Annotated in this window: 21 protein-coding genes and 6 tRNA genes; 17 read left to right on the top strand and 10 right to left on the bottom strand. The window is 60.8% G+C overall.

The window, feature by feature from the left end:
* Positions 1–2398 (bottom strand): DNA mismatch repair protein MutS (gene mutS / locus AACS24_RS12050; RefSeq protein ID WP_258222921.1); only part of this gene is annotated, 2398 nt, incomplete at its 3' end.
* A 217-nt stretch (positions 2399–2615) separates the two neighbouring features.
* On the opposite strand from mutS, the gene pncC reads away from it, so the two are divergent.
* The 12 genes from pncC to AACS24_RS11990 all read left to right on the top strand — a co-directional run bounded on the left by pncC (position 2616) and on the right by AACS24_RS11990 (position 10153).
* Positions 2616–3107 (top strand): nicotinamide-nucleotide amidase, encoded by a 492-nt coding sequence (gene pncC / locus AACS24_RS12045; protein WP_108570815.1) that lies wholly within the window; start codon positions 2616–2618, stop codon positions 3105–3107.
* Between the two features lie 80 nt (positions 3108–3187).
* Complete coding sequence (gene recA / locus AACS24_RS12040; RefSeq protein ID WP_108570814.1) at positions 3188–4252, top strand: recombinase RecA; 1065 nt, start codon at positions 3188–3190, stop codon at positions 4250–4252.
* A gap of 44 nt (positions 4253–4296) precedes the next feature.
* Entirely contained in the window at positions 4297–4806 is a 510-nt protein-coding gene (locus AACS24_RS12035; RefSeq protein WP_108570915.1) for a regulatory protein RecX, read from the top strand.
* Positions 4807–5111: 305 nt separating this feature from the next.
* Complete coding sequence (gene alaS, locus AACS24_RS12030; RefSeq protein ID WP_108570813.1) at positions 5112–7736, top strand: alanine--tRNA ligase; 2625 nt, start codon at positions 5112–5114, stop codon at positions 7734–7736.
* 16 nt (positions 7737–7752) lie between these two features.
* Positions 7753–8991: an aspartate kinase gene (locus AACS24_RS12025; RefSeq protein ID WP_033115931.1), complete on the top strand. Its 1239-nt coding sequence runs from the start codon at positions 7753–7755 to the stop codon at positions 8989–8991.
* 103 nt (positions 8992–9094) lie between these two features.
* Complete coding sequence (gene csrA, locus AACS24_RS12020; protein ID WP_005305164.1) at positions 9095–9283, top strand: carbon storage regulator CsrA; 189 nt, start codon at positions 9095–9097, stop codon at positions 9281–9283.
* A 214-nt stretch (positions 9284–9497) separates the two neighbouring features.
* A tRNA-Ser gene (locus AACS24_RS12015) sits at positions 9498–9590 on the top strand.
* Positions 9591–9593: 3 nt separating this feature from the next.
* Positions 9594–9670: transfer RNA gene (locus AACS24_RS12010), tRNA-Arg, on the top strand.
* A gap of 95 nt (positions 9671–9765) precedes the next feature.
* Positions 9766–9842, top strand: a tRNA-Arg gene (locus AACS24_RS12005).
* 26 nt (positions 9843–9868) lie between these two features.
* Positions 9869–9945 (top strand) — tRNA-Arg (locus AACS24_RS12000).
* Between the two features lie 27 nt (positions 9946–9972).
* Positions 9973–10049 (top strand) — tRNA-Arg (locus tag AACS24_RS11995).
* A 27-nt stretch (positions 10050–10076) separates the two neighbouring features.
* Positions 10077–10153, top strand: a tRNA-Arg gene (locus AACS24_RS11990).
* Positions 10154–10454: 301 nt separating this feature from the next.
* Here AACS24_RS11990 and pbpG read toward each other — a convergent pair.
* From pbpG to AACS24_RS11960, 6 genes are all read right to left on the bottom strand, one after another.
* The gene (pbpG, locus tag AACS24_RS11985; RefSeq protein WP_108570812.1) at positions 10455–11282 is read right to left on the bottom strand and encodes a D-alanyl-D-alanine endopeptidase; all 828 of its coding nucleotides are present in this window, start codon (positions 11280–11282) and stop codon (positions 10455–10457) included.
* A gap of 159 nt (positions 11283–11441) precedes the next feature.
* Positions 11442–12107 carry a DedA family protein gene (locus AACS24_RS11980; protein WP_041210893.1) on the bottom strand — a complete coding sequence of 222 codons (666 nt, stop codon included), beginning with the start codon at positions 12105–12107 and terminating at the stop codon, positions 11442–11444.
* Positions 12108–12125: 18 nt separating this feature from the next.
* On the bottom strand, positions 12126–13418 hold the full coding sequence (locus tag AACS24_RS11975) for a hemolysin family protein (RefSeq protein WP_041210892.1): 1293 nt from the start codon (positions 13416–13418) through the stop codon (positions 12126–12128).
* A 180-nt stretch (positions 13419–13598) separates the two neighbouring features.
* The gene (ansB, locus tag AACS24_RS11970; protein WP_041210891.1) at positions 13599–14657 is read right to left on the bottom strand and encodes an L-asparaginase 2; all 1059 of its coding nucleotides are present in this window, start codon (positions 14655–14657) and stop codon (positions 13599–13601) included.
* Positions 14658–14787: 130 nt separating this feature from the next.
* Positions 14788–14982, bottom strand: a complete 195-nt coding sequence (locus AACS24_RS11965) for a heavy-metal-associated domain-containing protein (protein ID WP_042033275.1) — start codon at positions 14980–14982, stop codon at positions 14788–14790.
* A 63-nt stretch (positions 14983–15045) separates the two neighbouring features.
* Positions 15046–15996, bottom strand: coding sequence for an AEC family transporter (locus tag AACS24_RS11960; RefSeq protein WP_108570811.1), 951 nt, complete (start codon positions 15994–15996; stop codon positions 15046–15048).
* Positions 15997–16133: 137 nt separating this feature from the next.
* Here AACS24_RS11960 and treR point away from each other — a divergent pair, with 137 nt between their 5' ends.
* The 5 genes from treR to AACS24_RS11935 all read left to right on the top strand — a co-directional run bounded on the left by treR (position 16134) and on the right by AACS24_RS11935 (position 21486).
* Positions 16134–17081 carry a trehalose operon repressor TreR gene (gene treR / locus AACS24_RS11955; protein WP_108570810.1) on the top strand — a complete coding sequence of 316 codons (948 nt, stop codon included), beginning with the start codon at positions 16134–16136 and terminating at the stop codon, positions 17079–17081.
* A gap of 192 nt (positions 17082–17273) precedes the next feature.
* Entirely contained in the window at positions 17274–18704 is a 1431-nt protein-coding gene (gene treB / locus AACS24_RS11950) for a PTS trehalose transporter subunit IIBC (protein ID WP_108570809.1), read from the top strand.
* A gap of 67 nt (positions 18705–18771) precedes the next feature.
* Positions 18772–20433 (top strand): alpha,alpha-phosphotrehalase, encoded by a 1662-nt coding sequence (gene treC, locus AACS24_RS11945; RefSeq protein ID WP_108570808.1) that lies wholly within the window; start codon positions 18772–18774, stop codon positions 20431–20433.
* 3 nt (positions 20434–20436) lie between these two features.
* Complete coding sequence (locus AACS24_RS11940) at positions 20437–21051, top strand: sugar O-acetyltransferase (RefSeq protein ID WP_258222919.1); 615 nt, start codon at positions 20437–20439, stop codon at positions 21049–21051.
* 246 nt (positions 21052–21297) lie between these two features.
* Positions 21298–21486: a hypothetical protein gene (locus AACS24_RS11935; protein ID WP_019446232.1), complete on the top strand. Its 189-nt coding sequence runs from the start codon at positions 21298–21300 to the stop codon at positions 21484–21486.
* Positions 21487–21550: 64 nt separating this feature from the next.
* Here AACS24_RS11935 and rluA read toward each other — a convergent pair whose 3' ends face one another.
* The 3 genes from rluA to AACS24_RS11920 form a co-directional block, all read right to left on the bottom strand.
* Complete coding sequence (gene rluA, locus AACS24_RS11930) at positions 21551–22207, bottom strand: bifunctional tRNA pseudouridine(32) synthase/23S rRNA pseudouridine(746) synthase RluA (RefSeq protein WP_048209170.1); 657 nt, start codon at positions 22205–22207, stop codon at positions 21551–21553.
* Between the two features lie 113 nt (positions 22208–22320).
* A complete protein-coding gene (rapA, locus tag AACS24_RS11925; protein ID WP_104016540.1) occupies positions 22321–25188 on the bottom strand; it encodes an RNA polymerase-associated protein RapA in 2868 nt (955 codons plus the stop codon).
* 95 nt (positions 25189–25283) lie between these two features.
* Positions 25284–25544: hypothetical protein (locus AACS24_RS11920; protein WP_219927723.1), on the bottom strand; the 261-nt coding region annotated here is incomplete at its 5' end.

Below are 25544 nucleotides of genomic sequence, written 5' to 3'. Positions count from 1 at the left end.
CCTGCTGGATCACCGATTTGGGCACCCCCGCCAGTGCGGCGACTTGCAGGCCGTAGGAGCGGCTGGCCGCGCCTTCTTGTACCGCGTGCATAAAGGCGATGGTGTCGCCGTGCTCGACCGCATCGAGGTGGACGTTGGCCAGCCCGCTCATCAGCTCCGGCAAGCGGGTCAGCTCGAAGTAGTGGGTGGCGAACAGGGTGTAGGCGCCGATCTTGCTCGCCAGTTGCTCGGCACAGGCCCACGCCAGCGAGAGGCCGTCGTAGGTGCTGGTGCCGCGGCCAATCTCGTCCATCAGCACCAGACTGCGGGCGGTGGCGTTGTTGAGGATGTTGGCGGTCTCGGTCATCTCCACCATAAAGGTGGAGCGGCCGGAGGCGAGATCGTCCGACGCCCCGATGCGGGTAAAGATGCGGTCGATGGGGCCGATGCGGGCGCTGTCGGCGGGCACGAAGGCGCCGATATGGGCCAGCAGCACGATCAGCGCGGTCTGGCGCATGTAGGTCGATTTACCGCCCATGTTGGGGCCGGTGATGATCAGCATCCGCCGCTCCCGGTCGAGGTGGATCGGGTTGGCGATAAAGGGGTCGGTCATCACCTGCTCCACCACCGGATGGCGGCCCGCTTCGATGATGATCTGATCTTCGTCGATGAGGGTCGGGCAGCGATAGTCGAGGGTCTCGGCCCGCTCCGCCAGGTTGGCCAGCACGTCCAGCTCCGCCAGTGCGGCCGCGGACTCCTGCAGATCGCCCAGATGCGGCAGCAGGGCATCGAGCAGCTCTTCGTAGAGGCGCTTCTCCAGCGCCAGTGCCTGAGCCTGAGCGGTGAGCACCCGATCCTCGTACTTTTTCAGTTCGTCGATGATGTAGCGTTCGTTGTTCTTGAGGGTCTGGCGGCGGATGTAGTGGGCCGGCACCAGATGGCTGTTGGCGCGGCTCACCTCGATATAGAAGCCGTGCACCTTGTTGTAACCCACCTTGAGGGTGTTGATGCCGGTCAGCAGCTTCTCGCGCTCCTCGATGCGGGCGAGGCTGGCGGTGGCGCCGTTGGCCAGATCCCGCAGCTCGTCCAGCTCGGCGTTGAACCCTTCACGAATGACGCCGCCATCGCGGATCAACACAGGCGGCACCTCCATCACGGCGCGCTCCAGCAGGTCGAGCAACTCGGGGAAGGTGCTGGCTCGCTCGCGCAGCTGCTGCACCGCCTCATGCTCGCTCTCCGCCAGCAGGCGCTGCAGCTCCGGCAGCTGGGCGAAGGCTTGCCGCAGCCGGGTGAGATCGCGCGGACGGGCCGAGCGCAGGGCGAGGCGCGCCAGTACCCGCTCCACGTCGCCGACCTGACGCAGCAGGCCCCCCAGCTCGTCATAGAGGTTCTGTTCGATCAGCTCCTTGATGGTGCTCTGGCGGCCTTTGAGGATCACCCGATCGCGGATCGGCTGGTGGATCCAGCGCTTGAGCAGGCGGCTGCCCATCGGCGTGGCGGTGCAGTCCAGCACGGCGGAGAGGGTGTTGTCGTGACCGCCGGCCAGATTCTGGGTCAGCTCCAGATTGCGGCGGGTGGCGGCATCCATGATGACCGCATGATCGGGCTGCTCAAGGCGCACGCTGCGAATGTGGGGCAGGGCGGTGCGCTGGGTGTCCTTGACGTACTGCATCAGACAGCCAGCGGCGCACAGGGCGGTCTCGCTCTGTTCGACGCCAAAGCCCACCAGATCCTGGGTGCCGAACTGCTGGCACAAGAGCTTGCGGGCGGTGCCGAGTTCGAACTCCCACTCCGGGCGGCGGCGCAGGCCGCGACGACCCTCGACGTGGTGCAGGAAGGCGAACGATTCGGGGTAGAGCAGCTCCGCCGGATTGGTGCGCTGCAGCTCCGCCAGCAGGGTCTCTTCTTTATCGAACTGATTGATGAAGAAGCGGCCGGAGCCGATGTCCATGGTGCCGTAGCCGAAGCGGCGGCCATCGTGGTAGACGGCGGCGATCAGGTTGTCCTGCCGCTCGCTGAGCAGCGCCTCGTCGGAGACGGTGCCCGGGGTGATGATGCGAATGACCTTGCGCTCCACCGGCCCCTTGCTGGTGGCGGGATCCCCCACCTGTTCGCAGATGGCAGCCGACTCGCCGAGCTGCACCAGCTTGGCCAGATAACCCTCGATGGCGTGATAGGGAACACCCGCCATCGGGATGGGGCTGCCGGCCGACTGGCCACGCTTGGTCAGGGAGATGTCGAGCAGCTGGGAGGCCTTGCGGGCATCGTCGTAGAACAACTCGTAGAAGTCGCCCATCCGGTAGAACAGCAGGATCTCCGGGTTCTCGGCCTTGAGGGTCAGATACTGCTGCATCATGGGCGTGTGAGCGCTGAGATTGGCGCTTGGCGCAGCGCCAGTAGCTTGATGTTGTGCGGTCATGTTCTATTCCAGAAGGGGCCTCTGCGGGCCCGGGTCTGCGGTGATGAGCCTTGAGCTTGATGGCGCCATTCTACACATAAGCGCCGCGCCGGGGGAGGTTGGCTCACACCACCATTTGGCTGATGCGAGTCATCAGCCTTGTGACAATCAGCTCAGTTGCGAGGGGCTGCGGCGGGATCGCATAATGTGCCCTTTCCACGAATCAGAAGGAGCTGTGATGAAACTGGACGCAGAGATAGAGCACCTCGCCATCGAGCTGGGGCGGGCCCTTGGCCAGCGGGGCTGGCTGGCGGCAACCGCCGAATCCTGTACTGGTGGTGGGGTGGCCACGGCCATCACCGACATCGCGGGTAGCTCCGGCTGGTTTGATCGCGGCTTTGTCACCTATACCAACGAGGCCAAGCAGCAGATGCTGGGGGTGAGCCGCGAGAGCCTTGAGCGGCACGGCGCGGTGAGCGAGGCGGTGGTGCTGGAGATGGCCCGCGGTGCGCTGGCGCACTCGTCGGCCTCCATCAGCGTTGCCATCAGCGGCATCGCTGGCCCCGGCGGCGCGACTGAGGGTAAGCCAGTCGGCACCGTCTGGTTCGCCTGGGCCGACAGCAATGGCCGTCACCACTCCCTGCTGGCCCGCTTCGACGGGGATCGCCGGCGGGTGCGCCAGCAGGCGGTGAGACAGGCCTTGTCGGGTCTGTTGGCCCTGCTCAGATAAATTGGGCTTGATACTGTATGAATAGACAGTATACTTAGCCCAACTTCATTTTTTACTCACGATTTCCAGCGGAGATTGGCATGGATCAGAACAAACAGAAGGCACTGGCGGCTGCGCTGGGTCAGATTGAAAAGCAGTTCGGCAAAGGCTCCATCATGCGTCTGGGCGACAGCAAGACCATGGATATTGAAGCCATCTCCACCGGCTCCCTCTCTCTGGACGTGGCGCTGGGGATCGGTGGTCTGCCATGCGGTCGTATCGTCGAGATCTACGGCCCGGAATCTTCCGGTAAAACCACGCTGACCCTGCAGGTGATTGCCGAAGCCCAGAAGAAGGGCAAGACCTGTGCCTTCGTCGATGCGGAACACGCGCTGGATCCCATCTATGCCGCCAAGCTGGGAGTCAATGTCGACGACCTGCTCATCTCCCAGCCGGATACCGGTGAACAGGCGCTGGAGATCTGCGACATGCTGGTGCGCTCCAATGCAGTTGACGTCATCATCGTCGACTCCGTGGCAGCCCTGACTCCGAAAGCGGAAATCGAAGGCGAGATGGGTGACTCCCACGTTGGCCTGCAAGCTCGTCTGATGTCCCAGGCGCTGCGCAAGCTGACCGCCAACATCAAAAACGCCAACTGCCTGTGCATCTTCATCAACCAGATCCGGATGAAGATCGGCGTTATGTTCGGCAGCCCGGAGACCACCACCGGTGGTAACGCGCTCAAGTTCTACGCCTCCGTGCGTCTGGATATCCGTCGTACCGGCGCCATCAAGGAAGGTGACGAAGTGGTCGGTAACGAGACCCGCGTCAAGGTAGTGAAGAACAAGGTGGCTCCTCCCTTCAAGCAGGCAGAATTCCAGATCTTCTACGGTGCCGGTATCTCCAAAGAGGGCGAGCTGGTGGATCTCGGCGTCAAGCACAAGCTGATCGACAAGGCGGGTGCCTGGTACAGCTACAACGGCGAGAAGATTGGTCAGGGCAAGGCAAACGTGATGAAGCTGTTCGCCGAGAACAAGGCGATGGCTGGCGAAGTGGAAGCCCGTCTGCGCGAGCTGCTGCTCTCCGGTGCCGTACCTGTCGATGACAAGGCTGCACCGGTTGAGGCAGAAGAGTTTGATGCCGAAAGCGAACAAGAGTTCGAATAAGGAACAAAGGAAGGCCGGGTAGATACCCGGCCTTGTTATTTATGATGGTTGATGAATCCGTGACCGAACCGGTCGAGCCCGCCGAGCCGACCTTTGCCGAACAGCTGGCCGCTGCCCGCGGCTATGCCATGCGCAGTCTGGCCCGCCGCGAGAGTGCCGAGTCGGAGCTGGCCAGACGCCTGCGCCAGCAGGGCTATCAGGAAGAGGTGATCGAGGCGGTGGTCGACTACTGCCGCGGTTACAACTGGGTCAATGACGAGCGATATGGTGCCATGGCGGTGCGGGCCGGTGCCGCCAAGGGACATGGCCCGCTCAAGATCCGTTTCGACTTGCGCCGCAAGGGGCTGGACGATGGCCAGATCGATGCCGCCTTCGAGCAGCCTGAGCTGGACTGGTTCGAGCTTGCCTTCGAACTGCTGGAGCGACGGGCCAAAATAGCCGACCTAGCTGACTTCAAGCTGCGGATGAAGTGGCTCAAATATTTGCTGGGGCGCGGCTTTACCCAGGATCAGGCGCGTTATGCCATCTCGGCCCTGCAGGAGCGGGAGGAGTAACGCCACTGCGTGGCAAAAGTCGTTTCACCTCTCCTTGTGGCAGGTTGTGGCAGGTTTTTCCTGCCGGCTCAGTAGCTTGCGTACACAATCCCGAAAAAGCGGCCTTTTGTTCATCTCATCCCTCTTTATGCGCTGCTTTTTTGCCTCTCGACAGTGAAAAAAGCCACTGTGGGCGGTGCCGCTCTTTTCTGGCCCGTTTATGTGCGCTTTTTCGCCCGTGGCGGCCCTGTCCGTTTTACTTTACCCCGCAGAAAACTTACATTAATGCGGTTAAAAGTCCGTATTCGAATCAAGCAGGATTTTCCATGTATATGTCCACGTCAGAGATTCGCGCTGCGTTTCTCGAGTATTTCCGTTCCCAGGGGCACCAGGTTGTCTCCTCCAGCTCGCTGGTACCGCATAACGACCCGACCCTGTTGTTTACCAACGCGGGTATGAACCAGTTCAAGGACGTGTTCCTTGGCGCAGACAAGCGTGCCTACAATCGCGCGACGACTTCCCAGCGTTGCGTGCGTGCCGGTGGTAAGCACAACGATCTGGAAAACGTCGGCTATACCGCTCGTCACCACACCTTCTTTGAAATGCTGGGTAACTTCAGCTTCGGTGACTACTTCAAACAGGATGCCATCAAGTTTGCATGGGGTTTCCTGACCGAAGTGCTGCAGCTGCCGAAAGAGCGCCTGCTGGTAACCGTCTACGCGACTGACGATGAAGCTTTCGACATCTGGGAAAAAGAGGTCGGTGTCCCGGCTGATCGCATCGTGCGTATCGGTGACAACAAAGGCGCTCCGTACGCCTCCGACAACTTCTGGGCGATGGGCGATACCGGCCCGTGCGGTCCCTGCACCGAGATCTTCTATGACCACGGCGATCACATCTGGGGTGGCCGTCCCGGCTCACCGGAAGAGGATGGCGACCGTTTCATCGAGATCTGGAACGTGGTATTCATGCAGTTCAACCGTCAGGCTGACGGCACCATGGAGCCGCTGCCGCGTCCGTCCGTGGATACCGGCATGGGTCTGGAGCGTATCTCCGCCATCATGCAGGGTGTGCACTCCAACTACGAAATCGACATCTTCCAGGCGCTGATCAAGAAAGCGGCCGAGATTGTCGGCACCACAGATCTGAGCAACCAGTCCCTGCGCGTCATCGCTGACCACATCCGCTCTTGCGCCTTCCTGGTGGCAGATGGTGTGATGCCGTCCAACGAAGGCCGTGGCTATGTGCTGCGCCGCATCATCCGCCGCGCCGTGCGTCACGGTCGCAAGCTGGGCGCTACCGATGTCTTCTTCTACAAACTGGCTGCCGAGCTGGCAGTGCAGATGAAGGATGTCGCTGCCGAGCTGATCGCCCAGCTGCCGCTGGTCGAGCGCGTGCTGCGCATCGAAGAGGAGCAGTTCGTCCGCACGCTGGATCGCGGTCTGCTGCTGCTGGAAGACGCTCTGGCCAACCTGGGCGATGCCAAGGTTATTCCGGGCGAAGTGGTGTTCAAGCTCTATGACACTTACGGCTTCCCGGCCGACCTGACTGCCGACGTGGTGCGCGAGCGCGAGATCGGCATCGACGAAGAGGGCTTCAAGGCCGAGATGGAGAAGCAGCGTGCTCGTGCCAAGGAAGCGTCCAGTTTCGGCGTGAACTACAACGAGATGCTCAAGCTCGATTTCGAAACCCCCTTCACCGGTTACAAGACCCTGAGCGAGCGCACTCGCGTGGTCGGTATCTACAAGGGTGTGGAAGAGGTGAGCGGTCTTATCGCCGGTGACGAAGCGGTCATCGTGCTGGAAGAGACCCCCTTCTACGCCGAGTCCGGCGGCCAGATTGGCGACAGCGGTACCCTGAAAGTGGACGACGGCATCTTTGCCGTGACTGACACCCTGAAAGCGGGCAAGGCGATCATCCACAAGGGTTATATGGAGCTGGGCACCCTGGAGAAAGGGGCCGAGGTTGAGGCCGTGGTAGACGCTGACCGTCGTCAGGCCATCGCCCTGAACCACTCCGTGACTCACCTGCTGCACGCTGCCCTGCGTCAGGCACTGGGCGAGCATGTCACCCAGAAAGGTTCTCTGGTTGGGGCCGAGCGCATGCGTTTCGACTTCTCCCACTTCGAGGGGCTGACCATGGCGACCATTCGCCGGGTCGAGGAGCTGGTCAACAACCAGATCCGCGCCAACCACGAAATCACCACCCAGCTGATGGATCTGGAAGCGGCCAAGTCCGCCGGTGCCATGGCGCTGTTTGGTGAAAAATATGAAGATGACGTGCGCGTGGTGCGCATGGGCGACTACTCCACCGAGCTGTGCGGCGGTACTCACGCCAAGCGCACCGGCGATATCGGCTTCTTCAAGATCATCGCCGAGAGCGGTATCGCAGCTGGCGTGCGCCGTATCGAAGCGGTGACCGGCAAAGCGGCCATCGACTTCATGCATCAGGTTGGCGAGCAGATCGAAGAGGCTGCTGCCCTGGTGAAAGGCGACCAATTCTGCATCGCCGACAAGGTTCGCCAGATGCTGGACAAGGCCAAGATGATGGAGCGCGAGCTGGAGCAGCTCAAGGCCAAGTTGGCCGCTCAGGCCGGTAACGACCTGCTGGGTCAGGTGATCGAGATCAACGGTCAGAAGGTGCTGGTTGCAGCGCTGGAAGGGGCCGATCCGAAATCCCTGCGCGGCATGCTGGACGAGCTGAAGAACCAGATGAAGTCCGGTGTTGTGCTGCTGGCAACCTGTGCCGACGGCAAGGTCAACCTGATCGCCGGTGTCACCAACGACCTGACCGGCAAGGTCAAGGCCGGTGAGCTGGTCAATCTGGTTGCCCAGCAGGTGGGTGGCAAGGGCGGTGGCCGTCCGGACATGGCACAGGCGGGTGGTACCCAGCCTGAGGCGGTGCCGGCAGCGCTGCAATCCGTTCACTCCTGGCTGGAAGAGCGCCTGTAATCGGGCGAGGTGATCTGTGGCACTCTATGTACAGAAGTACGGCGGCACCTCGGTCGGCACATTGGAGCGGATCGAGGCAGTAGCTGAGCGGGTCGAGCAGACCCGCGCCCAGGGACACGACGTGGTGGTGGTGGTCTCCGCCATGTCGGGCGAAACCAACCGGTTGCTGGGCATGGCCCAGCAGCTGGATCCTGATGCCAACCGGCGTGAGATGGATGTACTGGTCTCCACCGGTGAGCAGGTCACCATAGCGCTGCTGGCCATCGCGTTGAACAAACGCGGTTGCCCGGCGGTCTCGATGACTGGCGATCAGGTACGGATTCATACCGATTCCGCCTATGGCAAGGCGCGCATCACTCACATCGACACCGAGCTGGTTCATGCTGAACTGGCTGCGGGCAAGGTGGTGGTGATCGCCGGTTTCCAGGGCCGTGACGAGCATAACGCCATCACGACGCTGGGCCGCGGCGGCTCGGATACCACGGCGGTTGCCGTGGCGGCGGCCATCAAGGCCGATGAGTGCCAGATCTTTACCGATGTGGATGGGGTATACACCACGGATCCGCGCATCGAGCCCAAGGCTCGTCGTCTCGACACCATCACCTTCGAGGAGATGCTGGAGATGGCCAGTCTCGGTGCCAAGGTGCTGCAGATCCGCTCGGTGGAGTTTGCGGGCAAGTACCGCGTCCCGCTGCGGGTGCTGTCGAGCTTTGTCGACGGAGAGGGAACCTTAATCACATATGGAGGTGAGAGGATGGAAGCTCCCCTGGTATCCGGGATCGCTTTTAACCGCAACGAGGCCAGCCTGACCATTCTGGGTGTGCCGGACAGACCGACCGTGGCTGCGCAGATCCTGAACCCGATCAGCGACGCCAACATTGATGTCGACATGATTGTGCAAAATACCCTGGGAGATGGCACCGCCGACTTCACCTTCACGGTGAATCGTGACGACTACCGCCGTGCCCGTGCGCTGCTGGAGGAGACCGCGACTGCGCTTGGCGCCTCCTGCGTGCAGGGGAATGGCGAGATTGCCAAGGTCTCCATTGTCGGTGTCGGCATGTGGAACCATCCCGGTGTTGCGCGCACCATGTTCAAGGTATTGGGCGAGGAGGGGATCAACATGCAGTTGATTTCTACCTCTGAAATCAAAATCTCGGTGGTGATTGACGAGAAGTATCTGGAGCTGGCGGTGCGGGCCCTGCACGCCGCTTTTGGATTGGATCAAGCGCCCCAAGAGCAGCCTTTGGGCTAACAATCGCTGATTGATTTAGTTTCAACCATTTACCATATCGGTATCTTTGTAAGATAATGTCGCATATCGATATAAAAACAAAACAGGATACAGGAGCAAGCGAATGCTTATTTTGACTCGTCGTGTAGGGGAAACCCTGATGATTGGTGATGAAGTGACTGTCACCGTACTGGGCGTTAAAGGTAACCAGGTCCGTATCGGTGTTAACGCGCCGAAAGAGGTCTCCGTGCACCGTGAAGAGATCTACCAGCGCATCCAGGCTGAGAAAGTTCCGGGTCAATCCGGCTTCTAAGCGGCTTTAATGGCTGTGACAAGGCGACACCTCATGTGTCGCCTTTTGTTTTTTAAGGCCAGGCAAAACCGCGCTGCAAGGTGCAAAAGAGCGGGATAAGTGTCGATATTGTTTGAATATTCCACGCTTTGGCCAAATGCTGAGCGAACACGCTTTTTTCTCCAAAAAAGTGTTTGACTAAAAATCCCTGTGAAGTATTATCAGCCCCGCAAACGGAGAGGTGGCCGAGAGGCTGAAGGCGCTCCCCTGCTAAGGGAGTATGCGGCTTATACCCGCATCGGGGGTTCGAATCCCCCCTTCTCCGCCATTTGCGCCCGTAGCTCAGCTGGATAGAGTACCTGGCTACGAACCAGGTGGTCAGAGGTTCGAATCCTCTCGGGCGCACCATATTCGACTCTTTGGAGTCATGTGTTGACCATCAGCAAGTCAGCACTAAAAAAGGCTTACTGTCGAGTAAGCTTTTTTTATCGTTTGAAAACAGGGCGCCCGTAGCTCAGCTGGATAGAGTACCTGGCTACGAACCAGGTGGTCAGAGGTTCGAATCCTCTCGGGCGCACCATTTCAAACAAACACAATGATTTATGAGCGCCCGTAGCTCAGCTGGATAGAGTACCTGGCTACGAACCAGGTGGTCAGAGGTTCGAATCCTCTCGGGCGCACCATGTTTCAAGCAGTGCAACAATTTATGAGCGCCCGTAGCTCAGCTGGATAGAGTACCTGGCTACGAACCAGGTGGTCAGAGGTTCGAATCCTCTCGGGCGCACCATATCTCAAGCAGTGCTACAAGTTGTGAGCGCCCGTAGCTCAGCTGGATAGAGTACCTGGCTACGAACCAGGTGGTCAGAGGTTCGAATCCTCTCGGGCGCACCATACAGACAGCCTTGACTTCGGTCGGGGCTGTTTTTTATGGGCATTTTTCACCCTCTATCCATCTCGCTTGTTCCCGCTAATGGTGCTGCAACGGCCTTTTCCCAGCTTGCTGCAATACCCGTATTCCTACTTCTTTCTGCTTGTTTCTCCTCGTTAGCCTACGGCGTCAAAACCTCGCTGTTGGTTGTGGCTGATGCGGATATCTGGTCACTACCGCCAAATGCCTTTAACGCGTTCCTGCGCGGTTTGGCGGCAATAAAAAAGGATGCCGCAGCATCCTTTTTCAGTAGGCGTGATTCACTCAGCTTTTCAGCCATTTGCGAATGCGGTTGGCATCGCCGACCGGGGTGCGCTTGCCCACCGAGTTGAGCAGCACGATGGCCAGCTCGCGGTTGTCCGGCTTGGCACGCATTACCAGACAGCGCCCCGCTTCATCGGTAAAGCCGGTCTTGGAGAGGCGAACATCCCAATCCGGGTTTTTCACCAGCGGGTTGGTGTTGTTGAACATCAGGCTGTAGGCTGGGGTGTTGAAACGCATCTCGCGGTTCTCGTCCTGAGTGAACTGGCGGATCAGCGGCTGGCGATAGGCGGCAGCCACCAGCTTGGCCAGATCCTGCGCAGTTGCGACGTTGCGGGTCGACAGACCGGTGGAGTCGTAGAAGTGGGTATTGCGCATGCCCAGCTGACGGGCCTTGTTGTTCATGGCGCGCACGAAGGCGCTGCGGCCGCCCGGGTAGTGGCGGCCGAGGGCGGAGGCCATCCGGTTTTCGGAGGACATCAGCGCCAGATGCAGGGCGTCTCGGCGGGTCACCTTGGTGCCCATGCGAATGCGTGAATGGGTGTGCTTGACCCGGTCGATGTCATCCTTGTCGACCGTGATGATCTGATCCAGATTCTGCCGGGCTTCCAGCACCACCAGCGCCGTCATCAGCTTGGTGAGGGAGGCGATGGGGCGGGCCTTGTTGGCATTCTTCTGATAAAGGGTCTTGCCCGAGTTGACGTCTACCACCAGTGCGCTTTCCGAGCGTACATCCAGCTTGGCAGGGCTGGGGGCGGCACTCGCCGCAGGCAATCCCAGCATTCCCATCAAGCCGACAACCAGCGCAACTGCGCGAATCCGACACCGCATACTACCGACTCCATTCCCATCGAAAAAAGGCGCTAGATTCACTCATTTTTGACCGGGCTTTACAAGGGGCGATCGAGACTATTTCTGCGCTTTGCGCAAAAGCGGGATCAAAAAAGCCCTCCATGGGAGGGCTCTTCGTGCAGGCATGGTCAGCCGGCGTCAGTTCTGGGTCCGTGTGGACTTGCGCTTGCTGATCCAGCGCCAGATGAGGGCGATGACGCCACCTACCAGCAGCACCACCGGCAGGTAGATGATGATGCTGAGGAACTGGGACTGATATTCGGCCGCCAGTTTGGTGTGGCTCAGGTAGTAGCCGAAGCCCACCAGCGGGCAGATCCACATGATGGAGCTGATCAGATTGACGATGAGAAAGCGCCCCTGCGGCAGTTCGGTGGCGCCGACTATGTAGGGGTAGGCGGTGCGGACGAAGGCGATGTAGCGGGCGGTGATCAGGGTGATGATCCCGTATTTGTCCAGCAGGTAGTAAACCTTCTGCTGGTGCTTCTCTTCCACATGGGAGAGCAGCCGGTGGTAGAGCTGGGTATGGCCGAGGAAGCGCCCCTGCATGTAGCCGAGCCAGGTGCCGACGAAGGTGGCCATGATCAACAGCGGGATCACCCCGAAGGAGAGCACGTCCTGATAGATGAGGACGCCGGTCAGGATCAACAGGCTGTCGCCGGGCAGGAAAGCGGTGGGGATAAAGCCATTTTCCAATACCAGAAAAGTCAGTAAGACGGCGCAAACCATGAAGGCCATCTTGGGATCGGACAGGGTCACCAGATCCTGATGCATAAAGGCGTGAGCCAGTTGGTAAAACCGCTCCATACTTGCAAACTCCGCAGGTTAGCTGGGTTGATCGGTCAAGGGCATGGCGAGCACCTTGTCGATGCGCAGACCATCCATGTCAACAATTTCCAGTTGCCACTGTTCCAGGGTCACCAGATCGCCGGTGTGTGGAACACGACCAAGGAGCAGCATGATAAGCCCTCCGAGGGTGTGATAGTGATGTTTTTCTTCTTCCGGCAGGCGAACCAGCTCCAGACAGTCCTTCAACTCGGGCAGCGGGATCAGGCCATCGAGCAGCCAGCTGCCGTCGGCGCGCTGGAATGCCCAGTTGTCCTCGCCATCCTCCTGCTGGAAATCCCCGGCCAGTGCCTCCAGCAGATCCTGCTGGGTGACCAGCCCCTGCAGCTCGCCATACTCGTCCACCACCATCACCATCTGTTCGCTGTGGGTGCGGAAGTGGTTGAGCAGCTCGACCCCGTTGAGGGTCTCGGGCAGCAGGCTGCAATCCTGGGTCAGGGCCGCCAGATCGATGGGCTCCCCCTTGATGTAGGCGTGCAGCACCTTGCTGACGTTGATGACCCCTACCAGATCCGACAGGCTGCCGTCGCAGACCGGGAAGAAGCTGTGACGATACTCCACCAGCCGTTGCAGGTTGGTCTCCAGCGGCAGCGCCAGATCCAGATAGCGAATATCGCTGCGCGGCACCATCAGGGAGGAGAGGCTGCGCTCGTCTAAACGAAACACGTTGCGCAGCATGGTGTGTTCGTGATCCTCGATCACCCCGGCTTCCGACCCCTCTACCAGCATGGCATGGATCTCCTCCTCGGTGACGTTGGCGTTGCCATTCTGGTTGACCCGCAGCAGGCGCAAGGTGGTGTTGGTGGATGCCGAGAGCAGCCAGACGAAGGGGCGGGTCATGATGGCAAGCCACAGCATGGGGCGCGCCACCATACAGGCGATGCGCTCGGCGCTGAGCTGGCCAAGCCGCTTGGGTACCAGTTCACCGACCACGATGGAGAGGTAGGTTACTCCCACCACCACGATGACGGTGGCGATAAGTCCGCTGCTCTTGGGGGAGAGTCCCCACTCCTGCAGCCAGAGGGAGAAGGGCTGGGCCAGCAGGGATTCGCCATAGATACCGTTGAGCAGGCCGATGGAGGTGATGCCGATCTGCACGGCGGAGAGGAAATGAGTCGGGTTTTCGCCGAGTTTGAGTGCGATGGCCGCCGAGCGGCTTCCTTCATTGGCCAGCTTGCCAAGGCGCGCCTTGCGGGCGGTGACGATGGCGATTTCCGACATGGCGAAGAGGCCGTTAAGCAAGATCAATCCCAACAGGATCAACAGTTCCATACTGCAGCTGCACTCCTTGAGTAGAAAATATCGCTGGCAGTGTAATGAATTTGGCGGCGATGTGCTTGTGAAAGCGGGTGATCCTGCTCGCTAATTTGATCTCGCAGGGGCAGGGAGTGACGCGCGGGGAGGAGAAAAGGGCGGGAGAACCCGCCCTTGGCATGATTGCAAAGTCCCCTGTCAGAACTGCTGGAAGTAGCGCTGGATCTGCTTGGGATCCTTGGTCTGGGTCAGGGAGAGCATCAGCAGCACCCGCGCCTTCTGCGGGTTGAGGGTCTCGGCGGCGACGAAGCCGTACTTGGCGTCATCAATTTCGGCATCCAGAGTGGTGGAGCCGGTCGGTACGCGGGCGGAGCGCACGACCCGGATGCCGTCCTTGCTCGCCTTGGCCAGAGTATCGAACAGGGTGTGGTAGAGGTTGCCGTTACCCACCCCGGCGCTGACGATGCCGTCGAACTTGGCATCCACCATCGCCTTGGCCGGCAGATCGGTGGCGTTGGCGTAGCTGTAGACGATGCCAACCTGCGGCAGCTTGTCGAGCTTGCTCACGTCAAACGGGGTCTTGCTGGTGTGCAGGCGGGCCGGGCTGCGCTGATAGTCGATCTTGCCGTTGTGGATGTAGCCGAGCGGGCCGAAGTTGGGGGAAGCGAAGGTCTGCACGCCGGTGGTGTTGGTCTTGGTGACGTCGCGGGCATCGAGCACGGTGTCGTTCATCGCCACCATGACGCCACGACCCTTGGAGGCGGGGTCAGAGGCGGTCACCACGGCGTTGTAGAGGTTCATCGGGCCGTCGGCGCTCATGGCGGTGGATGGGCGCATGGCGCCGACCAGCACTACCGGCTTGTCGCTCTTGACGGTCAGGTTGAGGAAGTAGGCGGTCTCTTCCATGGTGTCGGTGCCGTGGGTGATGACGATGCCATCCACATCATCCTTGGCCAGCAGCTCGTTGACCCGCTTGGCCAGCTTGAGCCACACCTCGTCGTTCATGTCCTGGGAGCCGATCTTCACCACCTGCTCACCCTGCACGTCGGCCACGTTTTTCATCTCGGGCACGGCAGCGATCAGGGTTTCGATGGCCACCTTGCCAGCCTCGTAGTTGGACTGGGTAGCGGACTGGCCAGCTCCGGCGATGGTGCCGCCGGTCGCCAGAATGTGCACGTTGGGCAGCGCCATGGCCATGGGGGAGAGGGTCAGGCCGACGACGGCGGCGAGCAGGGTCTTGCGGATCGGTAGGGTCATGCTGCAAATCCTTATGGTTGGAATAATTGCAGCCAGTTTGCCCAGATAACCATCAATATCTGTGATAAAACTCACCAAAAGACAGGTGAGTACAGATTTTTAACCTGTTTTATACCTCTATGGAGATAATTTAACTCGCAGAGAAACCCTTGGCTTCAATCAGGGCGATCAGCTCGGTCTTGCTCAGCTCGCTCTCGATGACGGCCTTGCTGCTGGCAAAGTCGACAGTTGCGGTGGTGACTGCAGGCTGGGCCAGCAGGGCTTTTTGCAGGCTGGCGGCGCAGCCACCACAGGACATGCCGGAGACGGTGAGTTCGATGGTCATAAATGCTCTCCTCGGTTGATATGGCACAAGGGTAAAGCTGCCGCCTCCGGCAAGGTCAAGCCGTCAGTACATAAGACCCAGATAGTTCATCAGGGTTGCCCCGAGGCTGGTAGTGACCAGCGAACCTAGGGTGGTGGTGGCGATGATGTTTGCTGCCAGCACGCTGTCGCCCCCCATGGCGCGGGTCATCACATAGCTGGCGGCGGCAGTCGGGGTAGCGCTGATAAGAAACAGGATGCCGAGCTCCAGATGGCTGAAGCCGAGCAGGGCCGCCCCCAGAGTGAACACCGCTGGAATGAGGCAGAGCCGCATCACGCTGGCCCAGCCGGTCAGCGCCGCCCCGCCGCGCAGGGCGCCGAGACTGAGGGAGGCGCCGGTGCAGAGCAACGCCAGCGGCAACGTCATGTTGGCGAAGTAGCCGCCAGTGGTGAGCAGCAGCTGCGGCATCTTGATGCCGAGCAGGCTGAACGGCAGGGCCGCCACGATGGCGATGATGAGCGGATTCTTGATGATGCCGAGCAGGATGGGGCGAATGCCGGCCGCGCCGCCGAGGCTGCGGGTGAGGGTGATGACCGCGAGGATGTTGTAGAGCACGGTGACCGCGCCGACGTAGAGCGCTGCCGCCCCCAGCCCCTCGTGGCCATAGGCGTTCTGCACGTAGGCGAGCCCTATGATGGCGCTGTTGCCGCGAAAACTCCCCTGCACGAAGATGCCGCGCAGTCGCTGCTCGCCGATAAAGTGGCCCGCCAGCAGCTCCAGCACCAGATAACTGGCGACGGTGGCGAGCAGGCCGTAACCGATAAACCAGGGACTCGGCATGGTGGCGAAGTTGGTGCCAAGAATGCTGAGAAAGAGCAGGGCGGGCAGGGTGACCTGAAACACCAGCCGGGAGGCGGATTCGGTGAAAGGCTCCGGCAGCAGCCCCAGCCGTTTGAGCCAGATGCCGAGCAGCAGGATCACGCAGATGGGACCTGTGATGGAGAGGGAGAAGAGCAGACTGGCCAGCAGATCCATGGTGGGCGTCCTCCTGATGCGCCGTCCGAAGCGGGGCAAAAAGGGCATTCTAACGCCATGGGCTTGTATTCACAGGGGTTAATCACAACAATGTGGGCAACTTCCACCGCCTGCGCCAAGCCCCAGTGAGTCAATCCATGGACAAGAAACTGACCATCCTCGATATCGCCCGCCTCTCGGGGGTCGGCAAGTCGACTGTTTCCCGGGTGCTCAATCAGGATCCCAAGGTGAAGCAGGAGACCCGTGAGCGGGTGGAGCAGATCATCGCCGAGCATGGCTTCGTGCCGAGCAAGTCGGCGCGAGCCATGCGCAGCCAGAGCCAGCAGGTGGTGGGGATCATCGTCTCGCGGCTCGACTCCAGCTCGGAGAATCAGGCGGTGCGCGGTATGCTGGAGACCCTCTACCTGCGCGGCTACGACGCCGTGCTGATGGAGAGCAAGTTCTCCCCCGCCAAGGTGCAGGAGCATCTGGCAGTGCTGGAGCGGCGCGGAGTGGATGGCATCATCCTGTTTGCCTTCAACGATTTGGACTATGCCGTCATGGCGCCGCTCAGGGATAAGCTGGTGCTGGTTGCCCGCGAATATCCCGGTTTCTCCTCGGTTTGCTTTGACGATGCCGGCGCGGTGCGTACCATGCTGGGCCAGCTCGCTGCCCGCGGTATCCGCGATATCGCCTATCTGGGGGTGGATACTGCCGACCTCACCACCGGCCAGCGCCGGCTCGACGCCTACCTCGGCTACTGCGCCGAGCAGGGTCTGGCGGCGCGCAGCGCCCTCGGCGATCTCAGCCTGCAGAGCGGCTACCGGTTGGCTGCCGAGCTGCTCACTCCGACCACCGGCGCGCTGGTCTGCGCCAGCGACACCCTCGCCATCGGCGCGGCGAAATACCTGCAGGAGCAGGGGCGCAGCGAGGTGCTGGTGACCGGCCTTGGCAACAACCCCATGTTCACCTTCCTCTTCCCCAACGCCCTCACTCTGGATCTCGGTTACAAGGGAGCGGGGGAGCAGGCGGCACGTCAGCTGCTCGGCCAGATCGAGCAGGAGCAGCCGCCGCTGGCGACCATTGCCCCCTGCCGTACCCTGTGACCCCCATCACTCCGGACTGAACAAAAAATGCGCTTTTTGTGACGCTGGCCACGAATTGGGAACGTTCCCATTTTGATCTGGCAAGATTGTCGGCATGCTAAATGGGAACGATACCAAAAACGCTCGAGCCCAAAGAGTGGCTCGCAAGGGCGATGCAGACCACTATTCAATGGCGTCACAGAGGGAAGACCCATGTCCAAGATCAACGCACAGCAGCTTGCCATCCTGATCGACAAGATCGGCGGCAAGGAGAACATCGCCACCGTCAGCCACTGCCTGACCCGGTTGCGCTTCGTCCTGAACGATCCGGCCAAGGCCGACAGCAAAGCCATCGAAACCATCCCGGCGGTGAAGGGAAGCTTCACCCAGGGCGGTCAGTTCCAGGTGGTCATCGGCAACGAGGTGGAGCAGTGGTACAAGGCGCTGACCGAGCAGCTCGGCGTCAGCGGTGGCAGCAAGGAGGCAGCCAAGCAGGCGGCGCGCCAGAACATGAATCCGTTGGAGCGGGGCATCTCCCATCTGGCGGAGATCTTCGTGCCGCTGCTGCCTGCCATCATCACCGGTGGTTTGATCCTGGGCTTTCGCAACGTCATCGGCGACATCAAGATGTTCGACGATGGCACTCACACCCTCACCGAGATCAGCCAGTTCTGGGCTCAGGTGCACGCCTTCCTCTGGCTGCTGGGCGAAGCGATCTTCCACTTCCTGCCGGTCGGCGTCTGCTGGTCTGCGGTGAAGAAGATGGGCGGCTCCGAGATCCTCGGTATCGTGCTCGGTATCACGCTGGTGTCGCCACAGTTGATGAACGCCTACGGCATCGGCCAGCAGACTCCCGAGGTGTGGGACTTCGGCCTGTTCGTGATCCAGAAGGTGGGTTATCAGGCGCAGGTCATTCCGGCGCTGCTGGCGGGTGTCTTCCTTGCATGGGTAGAGACCAACCTCAAGCGGATCATTCCGGCCTATCTCTATCTGGTGATTGTGCCGTTCGTTTCTCTGCTGCTGGCGGTGATCGTGGCGCACGCCTTTATCGGCCCGTTCGGGCGCTGGATTGGTGAGGGCGTCGGCTTCGCTGCCAAGGCGGCCATGACCGGCTCCTTCGCCCCTATCGGTGCTGCCCTGTTCGGTTTCCTCTACGCGCCGCTGGTCATCACCGGCATCCACCACACCACCAACGCGGTGGATTTGCAACTGATGCAGAGCATGGGGGGCACCCCGATCTGGCCGCTGATCGCCCTCTCCAATATCGCTCAGGCTTCTGCCGTGGTGGGCATCATTCTGATTAGCCGCAAGGAGAACGAACGGGAGATCTCGGTACCTGCCGCCATCTCCGCCTATCTCGGGGTGACCGAACCGGCGATGTACGGTATCAACCTCAAGTACAAGTTCCCCATGCTGTGCGCCATGGTGGGCTCCAGCCTTGCGGCCCTCATCTGCGGTTTCGCCGGGGTGATGGCCAACGGCATCGGAGTAGGCGGCCTGCCGGGCATCCTCTCCATCCAGCCGCAATACTGGGCCGTTTACTCCCTCGCCATGCTGGTCGCCATCGTAGTGCCGGTGGTGCTGACCCTGCTGGTCTACAAGCGCCAGCAAGCGGCCGGCAAGCTGGCCGAAGCCAGCGCCTGAATCTGATTGTCAGGGCGACCTTGCGGGTCGCCCTCTCCCATTTCAATTTGTGACAAGAGAAAGAGCCATGAGCCAAACACCCTGGTGGCAGAGCGCCGTGATTTACCAGATCTATCCCAAGAGCTTTCAGGATTCCGGCGCCCGTGGCACCGGCGATCTCAAGGGGATCATGGCCCGCCTCGATTACCTCAAGACGCTGGGGGTCGATGCCCTCTGGCTGACCCCGGTCTACGTCTCCCCGCAGGTGGACAACGGCTACGACATCGCCGACTACTACGCCATCGACCCCGCCTACGGCACCATGGCCGACTTTGAGGCGCTGCTGGCCGCCGCCCATGCGCGCGACATCCGCATCGTGATGGATATCGTGGTCAACCACACCTCCACCGAGCACGCTTGGTTCAAGTCGGCGCTGGGGGATAAAAACAGCCCCTACCGCGACTACTACATCTGGCGCGATCCGGTGGATGGCGGCGTGCCCAACAACTGGCAATCCAAGTTTGGTGGCAGCGCCTGGGAGCTGGACTCAGCCACCGGTCAGTACTACCTGCACCTGTTTGCCCGCGAGCAGGCGGATCTCAACTGGGAAAATCCGGCGGTGCGCGCCGAGGTGAAAAACATCATCCACTTCTGGGCCAAAAAGGGGGTGGACGGTTTCCGCCTCGACGTTATCAACCTCATCTCCAAGGATCAGGCGTTCCCGAACGACGAGATTGGCGATGGCCGCCGCTTCTATACCGACGGGCCGCGCATCCACGAATTTTTGCAGGACGTGAGCCGCGACGTGTTTGCTCCTGTCGGGGCCATGACGGTGGGGGAGATGTCCTCTACTTCGCTGGAGCACTGCCAGCGCTATGGCGCCCTCGATGGCTCCGAGCTCTCCATGGTGTTCAACTTCCACCACCTCAAGGTGGATTACCCCAATGGCGACAAGTGGACCAAGGCGCCGTTCGATTTCCTCGAACTCAAGCGCATCTTCAACCACTGGCAGAGCGGCATGCATGGCAAGGGGTGGTCGGCGCTGTTCTGGTGCAATCACGATCAGCCGCGCATCGTCTCCCGCTTCGGTGACGAGGGCGAACATCGGGTAGTGGCCGCCAAGATGCTGGCCAGCACACTGCACGGCTTGCAGGGCACCCCCTACATCTATCAGGGGGAGGAGATCGGCATGACCAACCCCGGCTATCAGCGCATCGATGACTATCAGGATGTGGAGAGCCGCAACATCTTCGCCATCAAGCAGGCCGAAGGGATGAGCGAGGCCGAGATCCTCGCCATTCTCGGTGCCAAGTCCCGCGACAACTCACGCACCCCGATGCAGTGGAGCGCCGTGCCCAACGCCGGTTTCACCAGCGGAACGCCCTGGCTCAAACCTGCTGGCAACTACCCCGAGATCAATGCCGAGGCGGCGCTGGCCGATCAGAACTCGGTGTTCTGGCACTACCGAGATCTCATTGCGCTTCGCAAGGCGCACCCCATCTTCACCCAAGGGGATTATCAGGAGCTGCTGACGGGGCACCCGCAGATCTGGGCCTATGCCCGTCGCGCCAACGGTCAGACCTTGCTGGTTGTGAGCAACTTCTACGGCGAGCCGGCCACCTTCGCCCTGCCGGACGAGCTGGCCACCGGCAAGGGTCGCCTGCTGCTCGGCAACTACCCGGATAGCCCGGCCCGGCCGCAGTCCTGTATGCTGCGCCCTTATGAATCCCTGATCTGGCTGGCGGAATAGACGATGACACAGGCAACGCCCATGGCGGCGGCAATAGCACGTGGCCCCGAGTGGCAGAAGATGGTGGCGGGGGAGCCTTATGATGCGGGCGATCCCGAGCTGAAAGCGGCGCGCGAGCGCTGCCGCAGGCTCTATCACACCTTCAACACCAGTTGGCAGGAGAAACCGGCGCGGGATGCTTTGCTGCACGACCTGCTCGGTGGGCGTGGCCAGGAGTGTGCCATCAATCCGCCGTTCTTCTGCGACTATGGCGCCAACATCTTCGTCGGCGAGAATTTCTACGCCAACGTGGGCTGCACCATCCTCGACGTCTGTGAGGTGCACATCGGCGACAATGTGCTGCTGGCGCCCGGGGTGCAGATCTACACCGCCGCTCACCCGGTGGCGGTGGCGCCGCGCATCAGGGGTGTCGAGTTCGGCAAGCCGGTGAGGATCGGTCACAACGTCTGGATTGGCGGCAGCACGGTTATATGTCCCGGCGTCACTATCGGTGACAACAGCGTCATCGGCGCCGGTTCGGTGGTGACCAAAGATGTGCCCGCCAACGTGGTGGCGGCCGGCAACCCCTGTCGGGTATTGCGGGCGATGACGGCGGAGGAGCTCGCGGGCCTCGAATAGGCATTTTCGAGGGGCTTGGCGGCACTTTTTATCATTTGTTTTTTAAATGATATTGCCGCCATCATTTGCTTATCGAATGGCTGATAACCCCTCCAAACGCCCAGCTGGTGCGGTTTCGGGGCGATTTATCCCTTCCGTAGTGTTCGCCCGATCGACATGCAACCGGGCCCCGGTTCGGATTATTGTCCATTGATTGCTCATGTCTGGCTGAGGGCGGCCGATACTCTTTGATGCAGGAGGTAACCTATGGACATATCCAGCTCTGCAAATGCGTCGTTCGGTTCTGCGTTGATGGCGGCCAGTCTGGCCAAAAAACAGCAGACCCAAGAGGGCGAATCCGCACTGAAATTGCTGCAAACCGCAGCGCAATCCGCTCCGGCTGCGCCGACATCGGCCAGCGCTTCCCTCGGAAGCAATATCGATATCCGCGTCTGAGCGATAAAAAAGCCCCCATCTCTCGATGGGGGCTTTCTTTTTATTGGGCTGTTACCTGGCTGGCTCAGACCGGGAAAGGGGCTGGTGCTTCGAAGGTCATCCGCTCGCCGCTGCGGGGGTGGCTGATGGTCAGGCTGGCCGCATGCAGATAAAGGTGCGGTGCCGCCGCCAGTGCATCCGGGTTGGCGTAGAGGTTATCGCCGAGGATGGGGTGACCCAGCTCCAGCATATGGACCCGCAGCTGATGGGAGCGACCGGTAATCGGGGTCAGCTTGATCAGGCTGTTGCCATTCTCCACCTTCAGCTTCTGCCACAGGGTCAGGGCATGACGCCCCTCCTCAAAATCCACCTTCTGCTTCGGCCGGTTGGGCCAGTCGACGCAGAGCGGCAGATCCACTTCGCCCGCATCCAGCTCCGGTTCACCCCACACCCAGGCGAGGTAGTGCTTCTCGGTCTCCCGCTCGCGGAATTGCCGGCTCAGCTCCCGGTGGGAGTTGGGATTGAGCGGGATCACCAGCACGCCGGTGGTCGCCATATCGAGGCGATGGGCGGCTGCCGCCTTGGGGTGTTGCTGCTTGACCCGATGGAGCACGCTGTCTTCATTCTCGGGGCCGCGCCCGGGGACGCTCAGCAGGCCAGTGGGCTTGTTGACCACCATGATGTCCTTGTCCTTGAACAGGATATCGAGCCAGGGTTCCAGGGGCGGTGAGTATACAAACATAGCGTCTCGCATCTTTGGTCAAAGCGGGGGCAAGCCCCCATCAGTTATGGATTACCACGATAAAAGTGCATGGCAAGCCAACTTGCGTTGGGTTTGGCCATTTCACCGTTTTATCAGTTATGGGTCACCACAATAAAGCGGATGGCATCCAGCTTGAGCTGGGTCTGGTCGATCAGGTGGTGCAATTCTGCCTGCAGATTGCGCAGATATTCCAGCTCGCTGTCGCGCACGTTCGGGTTGACCGCCTTGAGCGCCTCCAGACGATCGAGATCCTGCTGCAGGGTTTGCGCCATCTGGGCGCGGGCCTTGTCGACAATCCCGGCCTTCAGCTCTTCGGCAATCGCCTGACCCTGGCCAATCAGACCGTGGATCACCGGCTGGGACGCAGTCACCAGCTTGCTACCAAGGTGGCGGTTGACCGGTGTCAGCTGGCGGTTGAACGCATCGAACGCCACCTTCTCGCCGAGGTTGTTGCCGTTCTTGTCCATCAGCAGGCGGATCGGTGTCGGCGGCATGAAGCGGTAGAGCTGGGGATGAGCCGCAGACTCGGCGACGAAGATCAGCTCCAGCAGGATGGAACCGACCGGCAGCGCCTTGTTCTTGAGCAGGGCCACCGAGGTGGCACCGATCTCGGAACCGAGGATCAGGTCGATACCGCCGCGCATCATGGGGTGATCCCAGGAGAGGAACGACATATCGTCCCGCGACAGGGCGGTGGTGCGATCAAAGGTGATGGTCATGCCGTCTTGCGGCAGGCCCGGGAAGCTGGGAACCAGCATGTGATCGCCCGGCATCAGCACCAGCGCGTTCTCGCCGCGATCGTCCTGATTGACGCCGATCTCGTCGAACATCTTGAGGGCGAAGGAGATCATGCCGGTGTCGTCATCTTCGGCAGCCAGCTTCTCGACCAGCTGTTTGGCCGCTTCGCCACCGCTGGAGTGGATCTCCAGCAGACGATCGCGGCCCTGTTCCAGCTTGGCCTTGAGCGGCTCGTGCAGTTCGCGGGTGCGGGTCAGCAGCGCTTCCAGGGTCGCCTGATCACCGGTATTGGCAGCCAGCAGCTCGAACAGCTCGTCACGCACCGCTTCAAACACCGGGCGGGCGGTCGGGCAGGTCTGCTCGAACGCATCGAGGCCATCGTGATACCAGAGCTGAAGGGCACGCTGGGAGGTGCCCTCCAGATAGGGAACGTGGATTTCGACGGTGTTCTGCTGACCGATACGGTCCAGTCGACCAATCCGCTGTTCCAGCAGATCCGGGTTGAGGGGCAGATCGAACAGCACCAGATGGCTGGCAAACTGGAAGTTGCGACCTTCGGAGCCGATCTCGGAGCAGAGCAGCACCTGGGCGCCACCCTCCTGCTGGGCGAAATAGGCGGAGGCCTTGTCCCGCTCGAGGATGGACATCCCCTCGTGGAAGACGGCGGCGCGGATCCCCTCGCGGGTGCGCACGGCCTCTTCCAGCGCGATGGCGGTGGCCGCTTCGGAGCAGATCACCAGCACCTTCTGCTGACGGGCAGAGATCAGCAGCTCCAGCAGCCAGTCAACGCGCGGGTCAAACTGGGTCCAGCTGGCGCTGTCGCCTTCAAACTGCTGGAAGATTTTCTCGGGGTAGAGGTAGCGCAGGGCGCGGGTCTGCAGATCGCCGCCATTGCCACCCATCATGCCCATCACCTTGATGGCGGTCTTATACTGCTCCGGCAGCGGCATGGGATAGACGTTGAGATGCCGCTCTGGGAAGCCCTGAATATTGGCGCGGCTGTTGCGAAACAGGACGCGGCCGGTGCCGTGCTGATCAAGCAGCTTGGCGACCGCCTGTTGGCGGGCGGCGGCATCGCCGAGATCCAGACCGGTCAGTTGATCGGCCAGGATGGCTTTGGCGTTGTCGCTCAGGGTCTCGCCATCCAGCAGCTCTTGCGCGGCGCTGGCGACCTGACCATAGGCCTGCTCCTCGGCGAGGAAGGCGTCGTAGTCGTAGAAACGCTCGGGGTCGAGCAGGCGCAGACGGGCAAAGTGGCTCTGGTGGCCCAGCTGATCTGGGGTGGCGGTCAGCAGCAGCACGCCCGGCACCTGTTCGGCCAGCGCTTCCACCATTTCATAGGCACGGCTCGGCGCCTCTTCGCTCCACTCCAGATGGTGTGCTTCATCGACAACCAGCAGATCCCACTCGGCCTCCAGAACCTGCTCGAAGCGACGACGCTTCTTGCGCAGGAAGTCGAGGCTGCAGATCACCAGCTGTTCGGTCTCGAAGGGGTTTTCCGCATCGGCGAACGCCTCGATGCAACGCTCCTCGTCAAACAGGGAGAAGTGCAGGTTGAAACGGCGCAGCATCTCGACCAGCCACTGGTGCTGGAGCGTTTCGGGCAGCAGGATCAGCACCCGATGGGCGCGGCCGGAGAGCAGCTGCTGATGAATGATCATGCCCGCTTCGATGGTTTTGCCCAGACCCACCTCATCGGCCAGCAGTACGCGCGGGGCGTAACGGTGACCCACCTCGTGGGCAATGTAGAGCTGGTGCGGGATCAGGCTGACCCGGCCACCGGCCAGACCGCGGGTCGGATTGCGACGACGCTTGTGCTGGTTGACCAGCGCCTCGTAGCGCAGGGTAAAGCGGGACATCCGATCGATCTGACCGGCGAACAGGCGATCCTGCGGTTTGTTGAACTTGATAAAGTTGTTGAGAAACACTTCCTTGAGGACAACCGGCTCATCATTGTCGGTGCGAACACCTACATATATAAGCAGGCCATCTTTCTCCTGCACTTCGTCGACCGTCATGGTCCAGTCTTCGTGACTGGCAATCTGATCGCCCACATTGAAGCTGACCCGGGTCACCGGCGCCTCTTCTTTGGCATACATGCGGTTTTCACCGGTAGCCGGGAACAACAGGGTAACCATGCGTCCTTCAACAGCAACGACAGTCCCCAAACCAAGATCCGTCTCTGTATCACTAATCCAACGCTGGCCAAGTGCAAAAGGCATTAAACTCTCCAAAGCCCAAGAGTGTGTGAATCGCAAAGGGGCGCTATGTTACCCGAAGGAGTGACCTCGATCACCAAGGATATAGAGGGATGAGATCAAATCATGATGGCCCTGATTTGTCGCAGAGAAGGCACTAAAGAAGATAGCCGGAGGCGACTGTGGTGGGGTGTTTCGTGGAATAAATCATCGTTTCGAACAATAAGTAAGCGGTTGCACTGAAAATACGAATTTAATGCAAAAACACCCTTGCCAACGTGATCAGGATCCCTATAATGCGCCTCCATCGACACGGCAAGCGGCAACGCAAACAACCGTGTCGATAACCTCGAAAAGCCTTTGCAAATAAGGCTTGACTC

Origin of the sequence: Aeromonas sp. HMWF016 (assembly GCF_963878195.1) — a bacterium.
In the GTDB taxonomy this organism is placed as follows: domain Bacteria; phylum Pseudomonadota; class Gammaproteobacteria; order Enterobacterales; family Aeromonadaceae; genus Aeromonas; species Aeromonas lacus.
The sequence above is the reverse complement of the archived record's forward strand: the minus strand, read 5'-3'. Positions and strand labels throughout refer to the sequence as shown.

Coding starts and splice junctions, on each gene's coding strand:
- pncC (WP_108570815.1), top strand. CDS start 2,616: ATGAAACTGGACGCAGAGATAGAGCACCTCGCCATCGAGCTGGGGCGG.
- recA (WP_108570814.1), top strand. CDS start 3,188: ATGGATCAGAACAAACAGAAGGCACTGGCGGCTGCGCTGGGTCAGATT.
- AACS24_RS12035 (WP_108570915.1), top strand. CDS start 4,297: ATGGTTGATGAATCCGTGACCGAACCGGTCGAGCCCGCCGAGCCGACC.
- alaS (WP_108570813.1), top strand. CDS start 5,112: ATGTATATGTCCACGTCAGAGATTCGCGCTGCGTTTCTCGAGTATTTC.
- csrA (WP_005305164.1), top strand. CDS start 9,095: ATGCTTATTTTGACTCGTCGTGTAGGGGAAACCCTGATGATTGGTGAT.
- pbpG (WP_108570812.1), bottom strand. CDS start 11,282: ATGCGGTGTCGGATTCGCGCAGTTGCGCTGGTTGTCGGCTTGATGGGA.
- AACS24_RS11980 (WP_041210893.1), bottom strand. CDS start 12,107: ATGGAGCGGTTTTACCAACTGGCTCACGCCTTTATGCATCAGGATCTG.
- AACS24_RS11975 (WP_041210892.1), bottom strand. CDS start 13,418: ATGGAACTGTTGATCCTGTTGGGATTGATCTTGCTTAACGGCCTCTTC.
- ansB (WP_041210891.1), bottom strand. CDS start 14,657: ATGACCCTACCGATCCGCAAGACCCTGCTCGCCGCCGTCGTCGGCCTG.
- AACS24_RS11965 (WP_042033275.1), bottom strand. CDS start 14,982: ATGACCATCGAACTCACCGTCTCCGGCATGTCCTGTGGTGGCTGCGCC.
- AACS24_RS11960 (WP_108570811.1), bottom strand. CDS start 15,996: ATGGATCTGCTGGCCAGTCTGCTCTTCTCCCTCTCCATCACAGGTCCC.
- treR (WP_108570810.1), top strand. CDS start 16,134: ATGGACAAGAAACTGACCATCCTCGATATCGCCCGCCTCTCGGGGGTC.
- treB (WP_108570809.1), top strand. CDS start 17,274: ATGTCCAAGATCAACGCACAGCAGCTTGCCATCCTGATCGACAAGATC.
- treC (WP_108570808.1), top strand. CDS start 18,772: ATGAGCCAAACACCCTGGTGGCAGAGCGCCGTGATTTACCAGATCTAT.
- AACS24_RS11940 (WP_258222919.1), top strand. CDS start 20,437: ATGACACAGGCAACGCCCATGGCGGCGGCAATAGCACGTGGCCCCGAG.
- AACS24_RS11935 (WP_019446232.1), top strand. CDS start 21,298: ATGGACATATCCAGCTCTGCAAATGCGTCGTTCGGTTCTGCGTTGATG.
- rluA (WP_048209170.1), bottom strand. CDS start 22,207: ATGTTTGTATACTCACCGCCCCTGGAACCCTGGCTCGATATCCTGTTC.
- rapA (WP_104016540.1), bottom strand. CDS start 25,188: ATGCCTTTTGCACTTGGCCAGCGTTGGATTAGTGATACAGAGACGGAT.